The organism is Dietzia aurantiaca, from assembly GCF_021033825.1.
Lineage (GTDB): Bacteria > Actinomycetota > Actinomycetes > Mycobacteriales > Mycobacteriaceae > Dietzia > Dietzia aurantiaca.
Map to the genome: position 1 here is coordinate 1 of NZ_JAIFXZ010000024.1, position 18,870 is coordinate 18,870.

An 18,870-nucleotide genomic window follows, 5' to 3' on the forward strand; every position below is an offset into this window, starting at 1 on the left:
GTGGGCGAAGTCGAAGGGCCCGCCTTGTCGTCGTCATCCCTCCCCATCAGCCCCCACCTCCGTTCCTTTCCGCTCCGAGTTCACGTCGAATGTGTGTTCTACAGTATCGGCAACGGCGTCCTATCGCAAGGGTGTTCGAGTATTTTCGCTGGGCAAGTCCGCCCGGTCGGCGGAGTGGCGGAGGTGTCGGTGGATCGTGAGAGAATCGGCCCCGTGACCGCCAAGCCCCGCATCTCCAACGTCCTCGCCTCGCGCTACGCGAGTACCGACCTGGCCACCCTGTGGTCCGCCGAGTTCAAGATCGTGCTCGAGCGCCAGCTGTGGATCGCGGTGCTCCGCGCTCAGCGTGACCTGGGGATCGACGTCCCCGACGGCGTGATCCGGTCGTACGAGGCGGTGCTCGACCAGGTGGATCTGGCGTCGATCGCCGAGCGCGAGCGCGTCACCCGTCACGACGTCAAGGCGCGGATCGAGGAGTTCAACGACCTCGCCGGTCACGAGCACATCCACAAGGGCATGACGAGCCGAGACCTCACGGAGAACGTCGAACAGCTCCAGGTTGTACGTTCGCTCGAGCTGATGCGCGATCGCACGGTGGCCATCGTGCGCCGCCTGGCCGAGCACGCCGCCGCCCACCGCGACACGGTCATGGCCGGTCGTAGCCACAACGTCGCCGCCCAGGCCACCACCCTCGGCAAGCGTTTCGCCTCCGCCGCGGACGAGATGCTCGTCGCGCTCGAGCGGGTCGAGTCACTGCTCGAGCGCTACCCGCTGCGGGGCATCAAGGGCCCCATGGGCACCGCGCAGGACATGCTCGATCTGCTCGACGGGGACGCCTCCCGGATGGCCGAACTCGAGCAGCGCGTCGCCGCCCACCTCGGCTTCTCGCGAACCTTCGATTCAGTCGGTCAGGTGTACCCGCGCTCGCTGGACCATGAGGTCGTCTCCGCGCTGGTGCAGCTGGGCGCCGGCCCCTCGTCGCTGTCGCAGACCATCCGCCTGATGGCCGGCCACGAGCTGGTCACCGAAGGCTTTCAGCCGGGTCAGGTCGGCTCCTCGGCCATGCCGCACAAGATGAACACCCGGTCCTGTGAGCGGGTCGGCGGCCTGCAGGTGGTCCTGCGCGGCTACGGCTCGATGGTCGCGGAACTCGCCGGTGCGCAGTGGAACGAGGGCGACGTCTTCTGCTCGGTGGTCCGCCGCGTGGCGCTGCCGGACGCGTTCTTCGCGCTGGACGGCATGTTCGAGACCTTCCTGACCGTGCTGGACGAGTTCGGCGCGTACCCGGCCGTGATCGACAAGGAGCTCCAGCGCTACCTGCCGTTCCTCGCCACAACCAAGGTCCTCATGGCCGCGGTCCGCGCGGGAGTCGGCCGGGAGGTCGCGCACGAGGCGATCAAGGAGAACGCGGTCGCCGTGGCGCTGGCCATGCGCGAGGAGGGGCGCGAGCCCGACCTGCTCGACCGTCTCGCCGCCGACGACCGACTCCCGCTCGACCGCGCGGCGCTCGACGGGGCGCTGGCCGACCGCGCGGCGTTCGTGGGCGTCGCCGGCGACCAGGTCGACGCCGTGGTGGCCCGGGTCGACGCGCTCGTCGCCCGCTATCCGGAGGCCGCGGGGTACGCGCCCGGCGCGATCCTGTAGCGCGGCCCCCCCCGGCGGCGCCGTTGGTGACGACGACGAGTTCGCCCGCGGGCCCGGGTCCCGGGTCGCCACGGTCGCGGTGATCTCGTGTCATCGGTTCGTCAGCGGGGATAGTGTGGCGCTCATGCGCCAGAGTCTGCTCCCTGTTCCCGGTACCGGTGGCCTGCAGGTCACCCTGCATCACGCAGAGGCCCCCCGGGCAGTGCTCGTGCTGGTCCACGGTTTCGGAGAGCATTCCGGCCGCTACGGACGAACGGTCGACTTCCTCCTGTCCCGGGGCGTCACCGTGGCGACCTACGATCTGCGGGGTCACGGCGCCGCCCCGGGGCCGCGGTTCAGGGTCGCGATGGAAACCCATATCGAGGACAACCTGGCGGTCCGTGACGCGGTGGCGCAGTGGAGCCGCTCAGAAGAGGGTGCCGGCGCCGACACGCTCCCGCGTCTGCTCATGGGCCATTCGCTGGGCGGTCAGGTCGCCGGGGAATCCGCGCTGCGGCGGCCGTGGGATCTCAAGGGACTGATCCTGTCCTCGCCCGGGCTCCTCGTGGGCGAGACCACCCCCGCCGTGCTGAAGGCCATCGCGCCCGTCATCGCACGGCTGCTGCCGTTCCTGCCGGTGGAGAAGCTCGATGCGAACGACATCTCGCGTGTGCCCGAGTACGTGGTGGACTACAACTCCGACCCGCTGGTCCTCCACGGGGGTGTCCCGGCGCTGTCCGCGGGGACGTTGCTGGCCGGGGGCGCCCGACTGATCGAGCGGTCGCGCGCGCTGCGGGTGCCCACGCTGATCCTCAACGGCTCCGCGGACCCGATCACCGCGCCGGCCGGTGCGCGTCGCTTCACCCAGCTCGCCGGCTCCGACCATGACCCCCGTCCCGAGATCACCTACCGCGAGTTCGAGGGCGGCAAGCACGAGTTGTTCAACGACCTGTGCGCCGACGAGGCGTACGAGGCGCTGGGGGAGTGGCTCGACGCGCGCCTGGGCTGATGCCCCTTGCCGGACGGAGCACGGAGAGGCGCGACGGCTACGCTGGCCGTCATGCGACCTGAGCTCTCCGCCTATCGCCATCTCGCCGCCGGCAAGGTCCGCGAACTCTATGAGATCGACGCCGAGACGCTGCTCATGGTGGCCACCGACCGGATCTCGGCGTACGACCACGTACTGGCCACGCCGATCCCGGACAAGGGCCGCGTGCTCACGGCGATGAGCGCCTATTTCTTCGACGCGCTCGACGTGCCCAATCATCTGGCCGGGCCGTTGGACGACGAGCGGATCCCCGCCGAGGTGCTCGGGCGGGCGATGGTCGTGCGTCGACTCGACATGGTGCAGGCCGAGTGCGTCGCCCGTGGGTACCTGACCGGCTCCGGCATGGTCGAGTACCGCGAGTCGGGCACGGTGTGCGGAATCGAGCTGCCGGACGGGTTGGTCGAGGCCAGCCGCCTGCCGGAGCCCATCTTCACGCCCGCAACCAAGGCCGCGGTGGGCGACCACGACGAGAACATCTCGTTTTCCCGGCTCACCGACATCGTCGGCGCCGAGCTGGCCGATCGACTGCGTACCGCCACCTTGGACGTCTACTCCCGGGCAGCGGAGATGGCGGCCGCGCGCGGCGTCCTGCTGGCCGACACCAAGTTCGAGTTCGGGCTCTCGGGCGGTGAGCTGATCCTGGCCGACGAGGTGTTGACCCCGGATTCCTCGCGCTACTGGCCGGCCGACACCTACGAGGCCGGCCGCGTCCAGCCGAGCTTCGACAAGCAGTACGTGCGTAACTGGCTCACCGGCACCGACTCGGGCTGGGACAAGGCCTCGGACACGGCCCCGCCGCCACTTCCCGCGGAGGTGGTCGAGGCGACGCGTGCCCGTTACATCGAGGCCTACGAGCGGATCTCCGGCCTGTCCTTCGCCGACTGGATCGGGGGCGACGCATGAGCACCCCGGACATCTCGCCGAACGCTGCCGCGCCCACCCCGCCGGTCGCCGAGCGCCGCCCGCATCACCGCGAGCACCACGGGCGCGTCTTCGTGGACGACTACGAGTGGATGCGCGACAAGGACGCCCCCGACACGCGCGCCTACCTCGAGGCCGAGAACGCCTACACCGACGCGATGACGGCGGACCTCAAGCCGCTCGAGGACGCGGTCTACGAGGAGATCCGGTCCCGCGTCAAGGAGACCGACATGTCGGTCCCGGTGCGTTCGGGCAGCTGGTGGTACTTCTCGCGCACCATCGAGGGCAGGTCCTACGCGCAGCACTGCCGCGTTCCTGTGGCCGGCGAGTTCGCCGCGGACATGTCCGACCCCGCGGGCTGGGTCCCGCCAGAGGTCTCTCCAGGCGTAGAGCTGCCGGGCGAGCAGCTGCTGATGGACGGCAACGTCGAGGCGGAGGGGCACGAGTACTTCGCGCTCGGCGCCTTCTCTGTCAGCCACGACGGCCGCATGCTCGCCTGGGCCACCGACACCGAGGGCGACGAGCGCTACACCCTTCGCTTCCGGGCGCTGGATCCGGAGGTCACTGCGCCCGACGAGGAGATCTCCGGCATCGCCGCGGGCGTGACCTGGTCGCGGGACGGGAAGTATGTCTTCTACGTGACCGTGGACGAGGCGTGGCGTCCCGAAACGGTGTGGCGTCACCGCCTGGGGACGACCCGTGACGACGACGACAAGGTGTTCCACGAGCCTGACGAGTCCTATTGGATCGGCGTGGGCGAGACCCGTAGCGAGAAGTACCTGCAGATAGCGGTGGGTTCCAAGATCACCACCGAGGTGTGGTGCCTGGACTCCGCCGATCCCGCCGGCGAGTTCTGGTGCGTCCGGCCGCGCGAAGTGGGCGTGGAGTACGACGTCGAGCACGCCGTGATCGGTGGGCAGAACCGCTTCCTGATCACGCACAACGCCGGGGCGCCCAACTCGACGATCGTCGAGGCACCGGCCGGGCCGGTGGAGGGGAGTTTCACCGAGCTGCGAACGCTGGTGCCGCACCGCGACGACGTCCGCGTCGAGGGCGTGGACGCATTCGAGCGGTTTCTGGTGCTCGGCTACCGCGAGGCGGCGCTGCCCCGGTTCGCGATGATGCTGCTCGATCCCGGATCGACCGACGGCACGCAGTCCTACGGCGCTTTCGAGCCGGTCGAGTTCGACGAGGAGTTGTTCACCTCCGGGCCGGGCGCGAACGCCGAGTGGCGGACCCCGGTACTGCGGTTCGGCTTCGGCTCCTTCGTCACGCCGGGCCGGGTGTACTCGCTGGACCCGGTCTCGGGGGAGCGGACGCTGTTGCGCGAGCAGGAGGTGCTGGGCGGCTACGACCCGGCCGGGTACGTGCAGCGTCGCGACTGGGCGACCGCCGAGGACGGTACCCGGGTGCCGATCTCGTTGGTCATGTCCGTCGATACGGCCGCCCGAATCGATGCCGGCGAGCAGGTGCCGACATTGTTGTACGGGTACGGCTCGTACGAGTCGAGCATGGACCCGTCCTTCTCCGTCGCGCGGTTGTCACTGCTGGACCGCGGCATGGCGTACGCCGTGGGCCATGTCCGGGGCGGCGGCGAGATGGGCCGTCTCTGGTACGAGGACGGAAAGACGCTGGTCAAGCGCAACACGTTCACCGACTTCGTCGCGTGCGCCCGGCACCTGATCGACTCGGGGCTCACGGCCCCGGACCGCCTGGTCGCCGAGGGTGGCAGCGCCGGCGGCCTGCTCGTGGGCGCTGTGGCCAACCTCGCGCCGGAGCTGTTCGCGGGCATCCAGGCCGTCGTGCCGTTCGTGGATCCGCTCACCTCGATCCTCATGCCCGAGCTGCCGCTCACGGTGATCGAGTGGGATGAGTGGGGCGACCCGCTGCACTCCGAGGAGGTCTATGACTACATGGCCTCCTACTCCCCTTACGAGAACATCGAGGCCAAGGACTACCCGGCGATCCTCGCGGTGACCTCGCTGAACGACACCCGCGTGCTCTACGTCGAGCCGGCCAAATGGGTGGCCAGGCTGCGTGAGGTGTCGACCTCGGCCAACTCGACCGACAGGCCCGTGTTGCTGCGATGCGAGATGAGCGCCGGTCACGGTGGCGTCTCCGGTCGCTACGAGCGCTGGCGCCAGATCGCGTTCGAGTACGCCTGGACGGTCCGCACCGCGACCGCCGGCTAGCCCCGCCCGGTCACCTCGTCGTCGTTCATGGTGCGGGCCATCGCGGCGGCGGGGATGACCGCCCCGGCGAGGAACAGGATGATGCCGAGCCCGCCCATCATGTAGGCCAGACGGTGGCCGTCCCCGAGCTCCAGGCTCGAGCCGAAGATCAGGATGAGCGAGATCGCGAACAGACCGCCCGTCACCAGGTTGAGCGCCCGGGACCGGGCCTCGAGCAGGGTGGCCGTCTCGAACTCGTCCAGGTAGCGGGCGGGCGCGGTGTCCTTGGAGTCGATCGTCACCCGGAGCATCGTCCAGACGGTGCAGATCACCACGGTCATGGGTAGCCAGGCCAGGATGATCGGGAACCAGAAGTAGCCGGCCACCGCGATCGCGGCCATGATGCCCAGGCTCGCCCAGTTGAGGCGGACGAGGAGACGCCGGCGGGCCGCATTCCGCCAGCCGGGCAGGCTCACCTCTGTGCGCTCCAGGTTCTTCTCGTACCGCCGCTCTGCGGCGGTCAGGGTGTCGGGCGTCGGGTTGTCGGGAGTGTGCGTGGTCATCACGAGTCCTCTCGGTCGCGGCGGTACATCTCTGCGGACATCGGGCGGAACTCCTCGCGGGAGAACACGGCCTCGACCGGGAGGTCGAACACCTCGCAGATGCGAAAGGCGAGGTCGAGGCTCGGGTAGTGGTCGCCGCGCTCCAGTGCGCCCACGGTCTGTGGGTTCACCGAGATCCGCTCGGCGAGTGCTGCGCGGCTCAGTCTGCGTTCCGCACGCAGCACGGCGATCCTGTTGAAGATGGGGAGCTTCTCTCCCCGTCGCACTGGACTCATGGAACTAAGTGTTGGGAAAACCCAACGATTTGTCAATGGGGCGTTCCGAGTAGGCTGGGTCACATGAGTACCGCGAACGTCCAGGACATCGAATTCACCACCATCGACGGGGGGCAGGCCTCCATGGCCGACTACGCGGGCCACGCGGTCCTCGTGGTCAACGTGGCAAGCGAGTGTGGCCTCACCCCGCAGTACGAGGGGCTGCAGGAACTCGCCGACGACTTTCAGGACCGGGGCTTCTTCGTCCTCGGCTTCCCGTGCAACCAGTTCATGGGGCAAGAGCCGGGCGACGAGGCCGCCATCAAGGACTTCACCTCCGGTAAGTACGGGATCACCTTCCCGCTCTCGGCCAAGGTCGACGTCAACGGCGACGCCCGGCACCCGCTGTACGCCGAGCTGACCAAGGTCGCGGACGCCGATGGCGAAGCCGGCGACGTGCAGTGGAACTTCGAGAAGTTCCTCGTCTCGCCCGAAGGGGAGGTCGTGGGCCGCTTCCGGCCGAAGGTCGAGCCCGGCGCGCCGGAACTGGTCGACGCCATCGAGGAGCAGCTCCCGATCTGAGCCGACCCGCCGACGGCCCCGCCACTCCCGCAGATGGGTGCAGGGCCGGGCGTCGGCCCGCGTGATCGGCCCGGTCATCCGACGTACACCTCGTCGTCGTCGTCCCGTCATCCCGGACTGTCACCATGCGGCCATGACACCGCGCCTCGTCGTCTCCCTCTCCGGTCTCCGTGACTCCACGCTCGATGGTGCCGTCGACCTGGTCGGAGAGCTCGAGCGCCGGTCCGTGCCGGTCTCGCTCCTCGTCGCGCCGCGGCGCGGCCACGAGTACCGGCTCGCCGACGACCGGGGCACCCAGGACTGGCTGCGGCACCGCCGACGGCAGGGGGACGCGATCGTGCTCGGCGGTTACGACGACGCCGCCACCAGGATCCGCCGCCCCGAATTCGCCTCCATCGGGCCCGCCGAGGCCACCGTGCGGCTCACCGCCGCCGACCGGCTCATGGCCGACCTGGGTCTGCGGACCCGGGCCTTCGCGCCGCCGCGCTGGAACGCCTCCCCGGGCTGCCTCGAGGCGCTGCCGACCGTCGGCTTCCGCGTCTGCGCCGACCTCGGCGGCATCCACGACCTTGTCCGCGGTTCCACGGACCGGGGCCGCGCGCTGTCGATCGGGGAGGGGTTCGTCGCCGACGGCTGGTGGTGCCGGGCACTCGTCGCCGCCGCGGGGCGCACCGCCGCATCCGGGGGCCTCGTCCGGCTCAACGTCTCCGCCAAGCAGTTGCACCGCAGCGCACCCCGCCAGGCGCTGCTCGACGCCGTCGACCTGGTGGTCGACAAGTACGGAGCCCGCCTCGCCAGCTACGAGTGGTCGCCCGTCGCGCTGGTGGGCGCCGCCTGACGCGTTCGGAGGAGAGGGCGCCGACGGGTAGGATCATCGGCGAGCCCCGGTTCGTCCGGGACCATGCCGAGTACCAGCCCGAACGAGGAGTTCCCACCGTGGCCCGAGTTGTCGTCGAAGTCATGCCCAAGGCCGAGATCCTCGATCCGCAGGGTCAGGCCATCCACCGCGCGCTGGGTCGCCTCGGCCACGGTGGTGTCACCGACGTGCGACAGGGCAAGCGGTTCGAGCTCGAGGTGTCCGAGGATGTGACCGATGCGGAGCTCGAGGAGATCGCCTCCTCGCTGCTCGCCAACACCGTGATCGAGGACTGGAAGGTCGTCCGCGCCGAGGTTCTGGCGTGACCGCCCGAATCGGGGTCATCACCTTCCCCGGCACCCTCGACGACGTCGACGCCACACGCGCCGTGACCCGCTCCGGCGCCGAGGCGGTTTCCCTCTGGCACGCCGACGCCGACCTCAAGGCCGTCGACGCCGTGGTGGTCCCCGGCGGATTCTCCTACGGCGACTACCTGCGCTGCGGCGCGATCGCCTCGATGGCCCCCGTCATGGGCGAGGTCATCTCGGCGGCGCAGGGCGGCATGCCCGTGCTCGGCATCTGCAACGGCTTCCAGATCCTCTGCGAGGCCGGCCTGCTGCCCGGCGCGCTGGGCCGTAACCGCGACATGCACTTCATCTGCCGCGACGAGTGGCTGCGCGTCGAGAATTCCGACACCGCCTGGACCTCGCGCTACGACTCCGGCGCCGAAATCCTTATCCCGCTCAAGTCGGGCGAGGGCCGCTACATGGCCTCCGCGGAGACCATCGAGCAGCTCGAGGGGGACGGGCGCGTGGTGTTCCGCTTCGCGGGCGAGGCGCCCAACGGCTCCACTAACAACATCGCCGGCATCGCCTCAGAGAACGGGCGCGTGGTGGGGCTCATGCCGCACCCCGAGCACGCGATCGACGCGCTGACCGGGCCGTCCGATGACGGGCTGGGCCTGTTCCTGTCGGTTCTGGATTCGGTCGTCAGGGCCTGATCGCCGGACCGGCGACGTCTGCCTGCCGGAGGAGCCCCAAGCAAACGCACGAGCCCGCCCGGATGATTCCGGGCGGGCTCGGGTGATTCCCGTCGCGGTCCCGCTATCGCTGGATGAGTGTGTGATGCAGTGACTTGCGCGCCCACATTGAACGGTATTGGCGGGACTGCGCGCCGGGAATGCGCCAATCGGGGCGCGCGACTGGCACGCAAGCGGGCAAGCAAGACACGTAAGCGGTAGGCGCGGGGCAGGACGCGCGGCGTCGAGGCGCGCCGTCCAGAACTGCCGGATGCGGTAGAACCGTAGGATGAGCGAATCCACCAGCCAGCCCGCGTCTCAGCCGGCGTCCCAGCCAGCCTCGCCCGCCAAGGCCGACCGCCCTTTCGACATCGTGTTGTACGGCGCGACCGGGTTCACCGGCGGCCTGGTGGCCGAGTACCTGCTGCGGAACATGCCCGAGGGCGGCTCCTGGGCCGTCGCCGGGCGTAACCGCACCAAGCTCGATGCGGTGGTCGCACAATTGGCCGCGCAGTCGCCGGAGGTGCCCGCGCCCGGAGTCGTGGTGGCCGACACCGACGATCCGGCCTCGCTCGCCGAGATGGCACGTTCGACCCGCGTGATCATCACGACGGTGGGGCCGTACCTCGCGCACGGCGAGCCCCTGGTGGCCGCGTGCGCTGAAGCGGGCACCGACTACGTGGACCTGACCGGCGAGCCCGAGTTCGTCGACCGGATGTACCTCACCTACAACGACGCGGCGAAGGCCTCCGGCGCCCGCATCGTCCACGCCTGCGGTTTCGACTCCATCCCGCACGACCTGGGCGTCTTCTACACGATGAAGCAGGTTCCGGAGGACGTGCCCGCGGTGGTCTACGGGGCGGTCCACGCCGACGCACAGTTCTCGGGCGGCACCTTTCACTCGGCGATCGGACAGTTCGCCCGACTGCGGGAGGCGGCCAAGGCGGCAAAGCAGCGACGCCATAAGGAGGGCAAGGTGCCCGGCCGGAGGATCAAGTCGATCCAGGGCAAGCCCCACCGCGACGAGGTGCTGGACCGTTTCCTGGTGCCGCTGCCCACGATCGACCCTCAGATAGTCCTGCGTTCCGCCGCCGCGCTGGACAGCTACGGCCCGGACTTCACCTACTCTCACTACGCCTCCGTCGGCTCGCCGGTCACGGCCGTCGCCGGAATGGTCGGCGTCGGCGCGGTGGCGCTCGGCTCGCAGGTCGGGCCCGTCCGCTCGCAGATCCTCCGCCGGATCGAGCGGGGCGCCGGGCCGAGCGAGTCGCGCCGTGCCCGGTCCTCGTTCGACGTCACGTTCGTTGCGCTGGCGGGCGGCCGTCGGGTCGTCACGCGGGTCTCCGGTGGCGACCCCGGATACACCGAGACGTCGATGATGCTCGCCGAGTCCGGCCTGTGCCTGGCATTCGACGATCTGCCGGCGCTGTCGGGGCAGCTCACCACCGCTCAGGCGATGGGAGACGCCCTGCTGGAGCGGGTCGAGCGCGGTGGCCTGACGTTCGAGGTCCTCTCGTCGTAGCGGCACCGGCAGCCCCGAGGCGGGCGTGGATTCGCCGGCCCGGGAAAGCCGACTAGACTCTGCCGCGTGACCACTCCTGTCGATTCCACCGCGAACGCCGCAGCCACCCCCGACCTGGAGCAGCCCTGGGCCGAGCTCGGTCTCAAGGAGGACGAGTACGCCCGCATCAGGGAGATCCTCGGCCGGCGCCCCACGGACGCAGAGCTTGCCGTGTACTCCGTCATGTGGTCGGAGCACTGCTCCTACAAGTCGTCGAAGGTGCACCTGCGCTACTTCGGTGAGACCACCACGGACGAGATGCGCTCCTCGATGCTCGCGGGTATCGGTGAGAACGCCGGCGTGGTGGACATCGGCGACGGCTGGGCCGTGACGTTCAAGGTCGAGTCGCACAACAGCCCCTCGTACATCGAGCCGTACCAGGGCGCCGCGACCGGCGTCGGCGGCATCGTCCGCGACATCATGGCGATGGGCGCACGCCCGGTCGCCGTGATGGACCAGCTGCGTTTCGGACCGGCGGACGCGGACGACACGCACCGCGTCCTCCCCGGCGTGGTCGCGGGCATCGGTGGCTACGGCAACTGCCTGGGGCTTCCCAACATCGGCGGCGAGACGGTCTTCGACAAGTCCTACGCCGGCAATCCGCTCGTCAACGCGCTGTGCGCCGGCGTCATGCGGGTCGAGGACCTGCACCTGGCGTTCGCGTCCGGCACCGGCAATCGCATCATCCTGTTCGGCGCCCGCACGGGTCTCGACGGCATCGGTGGCGTCTCGGTCCTCGCGTCGGAGAGCTTCGACGTGGACGACAACGGTGACCCGGTCAAGCCCCGCAAGCTGCCCAGCGTGCAGGTGGGCGACCCGTTCGCGGAGAAGGTGCTCATCGAGTGCTGCCTCGAGCTGTACCGCGAGAAGCTCGTGGTGGGAATCCAGGACCTCGGCGGTGCGGGCCTGGCTTGTGCCACGTCCGAGTTGGCTGCGGCCGGTGACGGCGGCATGCACATCGTGCTGGACAACGTCCCGCTGCGCGCCGAGGGCATGACCGCGGCCGAGATCCTGTCGAGTGAGTCGCAGGAGCGCATGTGCGCCGTGGTGGCGCCGGAGAACGTCGAGGCGTTCATGGAGGTGTGCCGCCGCTGGGACGTGCTGGCCAGCGACATCGGCGAGGTCACGGGCGGCGACCGCCTGACCATCGAGTTCAAGGGTGAGACCGTTCTGGACGCCCCGCCGGAGACCATCGCCGACGAGGGCCCGGTCTACGAGCGGCCCGTCGAGCGCCCGTCGGCCCAGGACGCGCTGCAGGCCGACACGACGGCGAAACTCACACGGCCGGCCACCGGCGAGGAGCTCCGCCAGACCCTGCTCGACATGGTCGCCAGCCCGGCACTGTGCTCGCGTGACTTCATCACCGATCAGTACGACCGCTACGTGCGCGGCAACACGATCCTCGCGGAGAACGCCGACGGCGGCGTTCTGCGGATCGACGAGGAGTCCGGTCGCGGCATCGCGCTGTCGACCGACGCCTCCGGCCGCTACACCCAGCTCGACCCGTACACCGGCGCGCAGTTGGCGCTGGCGGAGGCCTACCGCAACGTGGCCGTCACCGGCGCGAGTCCGGTGGCCGTCACCAACTGCCTCAACTTCGGTTCCCCCGAGGACCCGGGCGTGATGTGGCAGTTCCGGGAGGCCGTCCACGGGCTGGCCGACGGCTGTGCCGAGCTCGGCATCCCGGTCACCGGCGGCAACGTCTCGTTCTACAACCAGACCGGCACCACACCGATCCTGCCGACCCCCGTCGTGGGTGTCCTCGGCGTGATCGACGACGTAGCCCGCCGCACGCCGACCGCGTTCGGCGAGACCCCCGGCGAGAGCGTCTACCTGCTGGGTGAGACCCGCGACGAGCTGGACGGGTCGATCTGGTCGCAGGTCGCGCACGGCCACCTCGGCGGCATGCCCCCGAAGGTCGACCTCACCTGGGAGGCCACGCTCGCGCGCATCCTGGCCACTGCCTCCAAGGACGGGCTCATCTCCAGTGCCCACGACCTGTCCGAGGGCGGGCTCGCCCAGGCGCTCGTCGAGTCGGCGCTGGCGGGAGAGTGCGGCCTGCGGGTCGTGCTGCCCGCGGACGCCGACCCGTTCGTGTGGCTGTTCTCCGAGTCGTCCGGTCGCGTGATCGTCTCGGTGCCCCGCGGCGAGGAGATCCGCTTCCAGCAGATGCTCACCGCGCAGAACATCCCGCACACCCGTATCGGCGTCACCGACACCGACTCGGGCACCTTCGAGGTGCAGGACCAGTTCTCCCTGAGCACCGACGAGTTGCGCGCGGCGCACGAGGGGACCCTGTCGGCGCTGTTCGGCGTCGACCAGGTCTGACCCGGCCTCGCCGGGCCGGAGACTGAGCCGGATCCGGGCCGGGGCGGGACCTGTGAAGGGGGCGGCGCTGTGCTGAATCTGCGCAGGCGGGAGAAGACGCTCGCCGTGGTCCTCGCCGGCACCGCGGGGTTCGTCGACGCCGTCGGCTTCCTCGAGGTCGGCGGCTTCTTCGTGTCGTTCATGAGCGGCAACTCCACCCGCATGGTGGTGGGCCTCGCCGAGGGCGATCTCGGGGGCGCGGGCATCGCCGCGGTGGTGCTCGTGTCGTTCTTCCTCGGCGCGGTCGGCGGGGCGCTGGTCACCCGCCGCCGCAACCTCGACGATCGCCCGGCCGTGCTGACCCTCGTCTCGGCGCTCCTGCTCATCGCCCTGGCTCTGCAACTGACCACCTCGGCCGCGCTCCTCGCCGTGCCCGTGGGGATCGCGGTGGTCGCCGCGGCGATGGGGTCCATGAACTCGGTGTTCCATACCCGCGGCGAGGTCTCACTCGGGGTCACCTATATGACGGGAGCGGTGGTCAAGTCCGCCCACCGGCTGGTCGACGCACTGTTCGGTGGATCCTGGGCGCCGTACCGGCAGCAGGTCGCGTTGTGGTCGGCGCTCGTCATCGGTGGCGTCCTGGGCGCGCTGCTACAGGTGTATATCGGGGTCGGCGCGCTGGGCGTGGCCGCGCTGGTCGTGCTCGGCACGCTGGCCACGACCGTGCTGGTGCGCAGGCGCGAGTGGCGCGCCCCGTGAGGGCGCCCGGCCGCCCGGTGGGGGTCAACCGCGTGGACGGCGTTGTCGTCGTCGCTCGTCTCCCCGCCTCGGCGCCGCACCGCCGCGCGCCGCGGACCTGAGCCGGGCAGCCCGGTAGGCCTCGCGCGCGTCGAGGCCCCGCACCACCTCGTCGATCATCGGCCGCACGAACCGCGTGTGGTGTGCCGGGTCGGACGCCGCCGCGGCGGCCAGGTTGAGCGCGGAGAACGCCGCCAACGTCAGCGCCACGCGCACCAGCGTGACGGAGAACGGCAGACCGAGCAGCAGGCCGTCGGGGTTGTCGCCGGCCCCGACAGTCCAGCGCGCCTCGGTGGCCTCCGGCACCGCGATCCACCCCAGGAAGACGAAGAACGCGAACACGAGCGCCGCGAACAGCGCCGCCTGGATGAGGGTCGCCAGTACCGGCACGAGCAGCACGTTGACGCGCTCGGCCGGGCGCAGCGGGGTGTCGGTGGACCACTGCTGCAGCTCGAGCCGGATGTCGTCGCGCGTCGTGATGCCCACCAGCAGGACGGTCAACGCGACCATCACACCGATGACCGCGACCGTCCGCGGCCACGACAGCGCCACCATCACCTGCCAGATCTCCGCGCTGAAGAACAGGAACAGCACGGCCAGCATGAGGATCGGCAGCACGCGCGCCACCATCGGCCCCATCGTGCCGAGTTCGCGCCGGACGCGCCGCGCGGACCAGCGCACCAGCGACCCCACGCCCGCGTAGGTGCCGACCAGGACCAGCGCGGCGGCGAGGAGGGTGTCGCGGAGGGTGGGGCCGTCCTGGGAGGAGAAGACGACGACGGGGACGACGACGAGGGCCAGCAGCGACCCGAGCCCGACCGCGAAGGCGGCCGCCCGGGGAACGCGCCGGGCGACCTTCCCCGTGAGCCATCCCAGGACGGGGGCGGCCACCGCGAGCGCGATCGCCAGAGCGAGGAGTTCGATGATCGGCTCCGAGGCGGCGAACAGGTCGGGCCGGGTGGGGTCGTCGTCGATGCCGAACTCGTCGAGGAACGCGACGGCCAGATCGTTGGAGCGGTCGAGCGCGGCGACGGCCGTACCGAATACCGCGAGCCCGGCGGCGAACCCGGCGCAGCGGGGCAGGAGGTCGCGAAGCCGCGCGGACGGGGCGATCATCATCGGCAGGCCCAGCGCGCGGAGGTGGTCCTCGTGGGCGCGCGGCCTGCTCGCGGGGGTCGGCGCGGGGGTCGGCACAGGGGCCGGCTCGGGGGAGGGGGCGGACGCGGGCACGAGGTCAGTCTCGCAGCGATCGCGATGTCCCGGGCGTGGACCGCGGACTATCGTCGAGCCATGTCCACCAGTGAGCGCGCGGGGTCGGCCGCGCGACCGGCCCGGCCACCGGCCGCCCCGCAGGCCGCGCCACCGTCAGCCCCGCCGAGCGGCGTGGCGACCCCGGCCGGTCGCCGCGACCTCACGTCCCGCCCCACTTCGCCGCCGGTGTACGTGAGCCTGCCGTCCAAGATCCGCGACGACGCGGTACGGCGGCCGCTGCCCGGCCAGCTGGTCGACACGGTGTACTTCGTCTTCGCCACGGTGGCGGCGGTGTGGCTGGCATGGCGGCTGATGGACGATGCCTGGCACCGGACCTGGTGGAGCGTGACTCTGCTGGTGCCGTTCTGGCTGCTGGTGGCGTACCTGGTGCTGCCGCGGTTGCAGACGCTGCTGACGTCGGTCTACGTGCCGGGCTACTTCATTGCGCGGACCCGCACCTCGGACGGGCTGCTGGGCGACCCGGTCAATCTCGCGGTCGACGGCACCGCCCGCCAGATCCACGAGGCGATGACCGCCTGCGGCTGGGTGCTGGCCGACGACATCACGCTCCGCTCCTCGTGGGGGATCATCGCCTCCTCGGTGTTCCGGCGGTCCTACCCGGCCGCGCCGGTGAGCCCGCTGCGGCTCTTCGGGCGTCGGCAGTGCCTGGCCTACCAGCAGGAGGTCGAGGGCAACGCCGCGCAGCGTCACCACGTGCGATTCTGGCGCTGCCCCGACGGGTGGCTGCTGCCGGGCGGGCACCGTGTCCAGTGGCTCGGCGCCGGCACGTATGACCGCGCGGTGGGGTTGTCGCTGTTCACGCTGCAGGTCACGCACAAGATCGACGCCGACATCGACGTGGAACGCGACTACATCGTGGACTCGATCCTCTACAACGTGCCCGAGTCGACGGTGCGCGTACTGGAGAACTTCTCCACCGGCTACCACCACCGCAACGGGGGCGGCGACCAGATCCACACCGATGGCGACCTACCGGTGATCGACCTGGGCGCGGTCGAGGTGGCGGAGACCTCGGCAGCCGAGCTGTCGGCCGAGGTGGTGCGCGCCGCGCGCGGTTACGACGATCCGCAGGCCGAGGGCGGCGTGGCCTCGGGGGACCCCGACCGGCCCGCCGATGACACCCCGCCCGATCCCGGCCACCTGCCCCGGCCGGCCGCGTTGACCGCCGCTGTCGCGCTGGTCGCGGTATCCGTGGTGATCCTGTTGATACTCGCGGTCCGCGACCTGGTCGACGGCGTGGACCTCGACGATTTCGCGGGCCTGGAGCAGTCCGAGGTGGTGCCGGCGATGATCGCACTGGCGGTGTTCATCGGGGCTGTCTACGGCGCGATGGGCGTGTTGGCGGTGCTGACCTATCTGGGGTACGCACGGCCGCGCGTGTGGCTGCTGGCTATGGCCGCGGTCAGCACGGTCTCCACCGAGTACGGGCGTCTGACCACGGAGGCCGAGACCGACACCTTCCTGGGCGGCTACCCCGCGCTGGCGGTTAACGTGCTCATCATGCTGTTGTTGACCAGCGCGGCCACCCGGACGTGGAGTCGTCGCACCGCGCGGGACCGGCGGGAGCACCGCCGCGCCGAGCGGAGCGGGGCCCCGGAGTGAGCCGCGTCCCCGATGCCGCGCAGGTGCGCGCGGCCGTCGAGGCAGTCCGCGAGTGGCTCGACGACGACAACGCAGACTCCGGTGACGTCGATACCGAGGCCGTGCCCACGCCCGGTCGTTCGGCTCTCGCGGCCGCCGTCCGGGGGACGGTCGGCATTCTCGCGGCCGAGCTTCCCGGGCATGCGGTGGAGGTCCGAGTGCCGCCGTTCGCCGCCGCGCAGTGCGTGGAGGGGCCGCGGCACACGCGTGGCAGCCCGCCCAACGTGGTGGAGACCGACGCGCGTACGTGGCTTCTGCTCGCGACCGGCCGTCTCGACTGGGACGCGGCCGTGGACTCGGGTCGGGTCCGGGCGTCGGGGACGCGCGCGTCCGCGGTGGCCGCGGGGTTGCCCGTCGTGCGGACGGCGTGAAGTGACCGTCCCTCGTAATCGGGGCTCTCACCGCCGGGCTCCGGGGGCGTCGGGGGAGCGAAGTGCGCCGGGGACTTGGGGGGAGCGGGGTCGGTGTACGTAGACTTGTGCGGAACCGTCGGGGGTCGCCCGGACGGGAATGCCCTGAAGCCGTGAGGGAGCGCCAGCAGGTGGAGAGTTCGTCAACACGTCCGGCACCGACCGGGTCACTCCGCCGCACCGGTGGCCGTAGCGCCGCCGTGGGGCTGGGTCTGCCGGATCCGTCCGCGCCCGGCCCGACCGGCCTACCGATCGACACCGAGCGCATCGGCCCCGTCGAGGAGTGCGGTGTCTTCGGTGTGTGGGCCCCGGGCGAGGACGTCGCCAAGCTCACCTATTACGGCCTGTACGCGCTACAGCACCGGGGTCAGGAGGCGGCCGGTATCGCCGTGGCCGACGGCGAGCAGGTGCTGGTCTACAAAGATCTCGGCCTGGTCAGCCAGGTGTTCGACGAGAAGACCCTCGAGTCGATGCACGGACACATCGCGGTGGGCCACTGTCGTTACTCGACGACCGGCGCGGCCACCTGGGACAACGCCCAGCCGATGTTCCGGCCCACGGTCGACGGCGGCTCGGTGGTGCTCGGCCACAACGGAAACCTGGTCAACACCGTCGAGCTCAAGCGGCACGCCGAGTCGCTGGGCATCCGCGGCTACTCCGCGGACAGCGCACATTCCGACTCGGACATCGTCACCACGCTGCTGGCGCACGAGGCGTACGACGGCGGGCTGGAGGAGGCGGCCGCGCGGCTGCTGCCCCGTCTGCGCGGCGCCTACTGCCTGACGTTCGCCGACGAGCACACCCTGTACGCGGCCCGCGACCCGCACGGTGTGCGGCCGCTCGTGCTCGGCCGGCTGGAGCGCGGCTGGGTGGTGGCATCGGAGACCTCCGCACTGGACATCGTGGGCGCCTCCTTCGTCCGCGACATCGAGCCGGGTGAGCTCATCGCGATCGACGGCGACGGGGTGCGCTCCCGCCGGATCGCCGAGGCCACGCCCAAGACGTGTGTGTTCGAGTACGTGTACCTGGCCCGGCCCGACTCGTGGATCAACGAGCGATCGGTCAACTCGGCGCGGGTGGAGATCGGACGTCGCCTGGCCGCCGAGCACCCGGTCGAGGCCGACCTGGTGATCCCGGTCCCCGAGTCCGGGACGCCGGCCGCGGTCGGATACGCCCAGGGCTCCGGCATCCCGTTCGGGCAGGGTCTGACCAAGAACGCCTACGTCGGGCGTACGTTCATCCAGCCCAGCCAGACCATCCGCCAGCTGGGCATCCGGCTCAAGCTCAACCCGCTGCGCGAGGTGATCCGCGGGCGCAAGCTCGTGGTGGTGGACGACTCGATCGTCCGCGGGAACACGCAGCGCGCGCTGATCCGGATGCTCCGTGAGGCGGGCGCGGCCGAGGTGCACGTGCGGATCGCGTCGCCGCCGGTGCGGTGGCCGTGCTTCTACGGCATCGACTTCGCCAGCCCGGCCGAGCTCATCGCCAACGGTGTCGACGTCACCGACGGCATGCTCGAGGGCGTCCGTCGGGCCATCGGCGCCGACAGCCTCGGCTACGTCTCCGTGGACGGCATGATCGAGGCCAGCGGGCAGCCGCGCGACGAGCTGTGCGCCGCCTGCTTCGACGGCCACTACCCGATCGCGCTGCCGGACGACTCACCCATGAGCGCCGCTGTGCGTGCGCTCGCCGCGGAGGTCGAGGACGAGCCCGAGAGCCCGTCCCTGGCCACCGGATCCCCGGCCCCCGGGCCCCACGACTTCCGGCTCGCGGCCCCGAGCGACAGCCTGGACGTCGTCCGCCGACCCTGACCGGGCACCCGAGAAGGGGCCCACGAGGAGACAC

Annotated in this window: 17 protein-coding genes; 14 read left to right on the forward strand and 3 right to left on the reverse strand. The window is 70.8% G+C overall.

Going from position 1 to position 18,870, the window contains the following annotated elements:
* Positions 1-213: 213 nt before the first annotated feature.
* The 4 genes from purB (at position 214) to K3888_RS17100 (ending at position 5,784) form a co-directional block, all read left to right on the forward strand.
* Positions 214-1,644 (forward strand): adenylosuccinate lyase, encoded by a 1,431-nt coding sequence (purB, locus tag K3888_RS17085; protein ID WP_230931482.1) that lies wholly within the window; start codon positions 214-216, stop codon positions 1,642-1,644.
* 124 nt (positions 1,645-1,768) lie between these two features.
* A complete protein-coding gene (locus K3888_RS17090) occupies positions 1,769-2,632 on the forward strand; it encodes an alpha/beta hydrolase (RefSeq protein WP_230931483.1) in 864 nt (287 codons plus the stop codon).
* 51 nt (positions 2,633-2,683) lie between these two features.
* The gene (locus K3888_RS17095; RefSeq protein WP_230931484.1) at positions 2,684-3,574 is read left to right on the forward strand and encodes a phosphoribosylaminoimidazolesuccinocarboxamide synthase; all 891 of its coding nucleotides are present in this window, start codon (positions 2,684-2,686) and stop codon (positions 3,572-3,574) included.
* A complete protein-coding gene (locus K3888_RS17100) occupies positions 3,571-5,784 on the forward strand; it encodes a S9 family peptidase (RefSeq protein ID WP_230931485.1) in 2,214 nt (737 codons plus the stop codon). The genes K3888_RS17095 and K3888_RS17100 overlap by 4 nt, the downstream gene beginning before the upstream one ends.
* Here the strand turns inward: K3888_RS17100 and K3888_RS17105 are convergent.
* Complete coding sequence (locus K3888_RS17105) at positions 5,781-6,326, reverse strand: hypothetical protein (RefSeq protein WP_230931486.1); 546 nt, start codon at positions 6,324-6,326, stop codon at positions 5,781-5,783. The genes K3888_RS17100 and K3888_RS17105 overlap by 4 nt on opposite strands.
* On the reverse strand, positions 6,326-6,601 hold the full coding sequence (locus tag K3888_RS17110; RefSeq protein ID WP_230931487.1) for a helix-turn-helix transcriptional regulator: 276 nt from the start codon (positions 6,599-6,601) through the stop codon (positions 6,326-6,328). The genes K3888_RS17105 and K3888_RS17110 overlap by 1 nt, the downstream gene beginning before the upstream one ends.
* A gap of 63 nt (positions 6,602-6,664) precedes the next feature.
* Between K3888_RS17110 and K3888_RS17115 the strand changes: the two genes are divergently transcribed.
* The 7 genes from K3888_RS17115 (at position 6,665) to K3888_RS17145 (ending at position 13,663) form a co-directional block, all read left to right on the forward strand.
* The gene (locus K3888_RS17115) at positions 6,665-7,162 is read left to right on the forward strand and encodes a glutathione peroxidase (protein WP_230931488.1); all 498 of its coding nucleotides are present in this window, start codon (positions 6,665-6,667) and stop codon (positions 7,160-7,162) included.
* Between the two features lie 133 nt (positions 7,163-7,295).
* Positions 7,296-8,000, forward strand: coding sequence for a DUF2334 domain-containing protein (locus tag K3888_RS17120; RefSeq protein ID WP_230931489.1), 705 nt, complete (start codon positions 7,296-7,298; stop codon positions 7,998-8,000).
* A gap of 98 nt (positions 8,001-8,098) precedes the next feature.
* Complete coding sequence (gene purS, locus K3888_RS17125) at positions 8,099-8,344, forward strand: phosphoribosylformylglycinamidine synthase subunit PurS (RefSeq protein WP_230931490.1); 246 nt, start codon at positions 8,099-8,101, stop codon at positions 8,342-8,344.
* Entirely contained in the window at positions 8,341-9,018 is a 678-nt protein-coding gene (purQ, locus tag K3888_RS17130) for a phosphoribosylformylglycinamidine synthase subunit PurQ (RefSeq protein WP_230931491.1), read from the forward strand. Before purS ends, purQ begins: the two co-directional genes overlap by 4 nt.
* A gap of 307 nt (positions 9,019-9,325) precedes the next feature.
* The gene (locus K3888_RS17135) at positions 9,326-10,558 is read left to right on the forward strand and encodes a saccharopine dehydrogenase family protein (protein WP_230931492.1); all 1,233 of its coding nucleotides are present in this window, start codon (positions 9,326-9,328) and stop codon (positions 10,556-10,558) included.
* A 66-nt stretch (positions 10,559-10,624) separates the two neighbouring features.
* On the forward strand, positions 10,625-12,925 hold the full coding sequence (gene purL / locus K3888_RS17140; protein ID WP_230931493.1) for a phosphoribosylformylglycinamidine synthase subunit PurL: 2,301 nt from the start codon (positions 10,625-10,627) through the stop codon (positions 12,923-12,925).
* A 69-nt stretch (positions 12,926-12,994) separates the two neighbouring features.
* Positions 12,995-13,663 (forward strand): YoaK family protein, encoded by a 669-nt coding sequence (locus tag K3888_RS17145; protein WP_230931494.1) that lies wholly within the window; start codon positions 12,995-12,997, stop codon positions 13,661-13,663.
* 24 nt (positions 13,664-13,687) lie between these two features.
* On the opposite strand, the gene K3888_RS17150 is transcribed toward K3888_RS17145, so the two are convergent.
* Positions 13,688-14,932, reverse strand: a complete 1,245-nt coding sequence (locus K3888_RS17150) for a hypothetical protein (RefSeq protein WP_230931495.1) — start codon at positions 14,930-14,932, stop codon at positions 13,688-13,690.
* Between the two features lie 60 nt (positions 14,933-14,992).
* Between K3888_RS17150 and K3888_RS17155 the strand changes: the two genes are divergently transcribed.
* The 3 genes from K3888_RS17155 to purF all read left to right on the forward strand — a co-directional run bounded on the left by K3888_RS17155 (position 14,993) and on the right by purF (position 18,836).
* A complete protein-coding gene (locus K3888_RS17155; protein ID WP_230931496.1) occupies positions 14,993-16,576 on the forward strand; it encodes an LssY C-terminal domain-containing protein in 1,584 nt (527 codons plus the stop codon).
* Complete coding sequence (locus K3888_RS17160; protein ID WP_230931497.1) at positions 16,573-16,986, forward strand: sterol carrier family protein; 414 nt, start codon at positions 16,573-16,575, stop codon at positions 16,984-16,986. Before K3888_RS17155 ends, K3888_RS17160 begins: the two co-directional genes overlap by 4 nt.
* Before the next feature lie 170 nt (positions 16,987-17,156).
* Positions 17,157-18,836: an amidophosphoribosyltransferase gene (gene purF, locus K3888_RS17165; RefSeq protein ID WP_372459593.1), complete on the forward strand. Its 1,680-nt coding sequence runs from the start codon at positions 17,157-17,159 to the stop codon at positions 18,834-18,836.
* Positions 18,837-18,870 lie beyond the last annotated feature (34 nt).

What these genes read in the sequence shown, in the direction of transcription:
- K3888_RS17090 (WP_230931483.1), top strand. Translation starts at nt 1,769, where the DNA reads ATGCGCCAGAGTCTGCTCCCTGTTCCCGGTACCGGTGGCCTGCAGGTC.
- K3888_RS17095 (WP_230931484.1), top strand. Translation starts at nt 2,684, where the DNA reads ATGCGACCTGAGCTCTCCGCCTATCGCCATCTCGCCGCCGGCAAGGTC.
- K3888_RS17100 (WP_230931485.1), top strand. Translation starts at nt 3,571, where the DNA reads ATGAGCACCCCGGACATCTCGCCGAACGCTGCCGCGCCCACCCCGCCG.
- K3888_RS17105 (WP_230931486.1), bottom strand. Translation starts at nt 6,326, where the DNA reads ATGACCACGCACACTCCCGACAACCCGACGCCCGACACCCTGACCGCC.
- K3888_RS17110 (WP_230931487.1), bottom strand. Translation starts at nt 6,601, where the DNA reads ATGAGTCCAGTGCGACGGGGAGAGAAGCTCCCCATCTTCAACAGGATC.
- K3888_RS17115 (WP_230931488.1), top strand. Translation starts at nt 6,665, where the DNA reads ATGAGTACCGCGAACGTCCAGGACATCGAATTCACCACCATCGACGGG.
- K3888_RS17120 (WP_230931489.1), top strand. Translation starts at nt 7,296, where the DNA reads ATGACACCGCGCCTCGTCGTCTCCCTCTCCGGTCTCCGTGACTCCACG.
- K3888_RS17135 (WP_230931492.1), top strand. Translation starts at nt 9,326, where the DNA reads ATGAGCGAATCCACCAGCCAGCCCGCGTCTCAGCCGGCGTCCCAGCCA.
- K3888_RS17155 (WP_230931496.1), top strand. Translation starts at nt 14,993, where the DNA reads ATGTCCACCAGTGAGCGCGCGGGGTCGGCCGCGCGACCGGCCCGGCCA.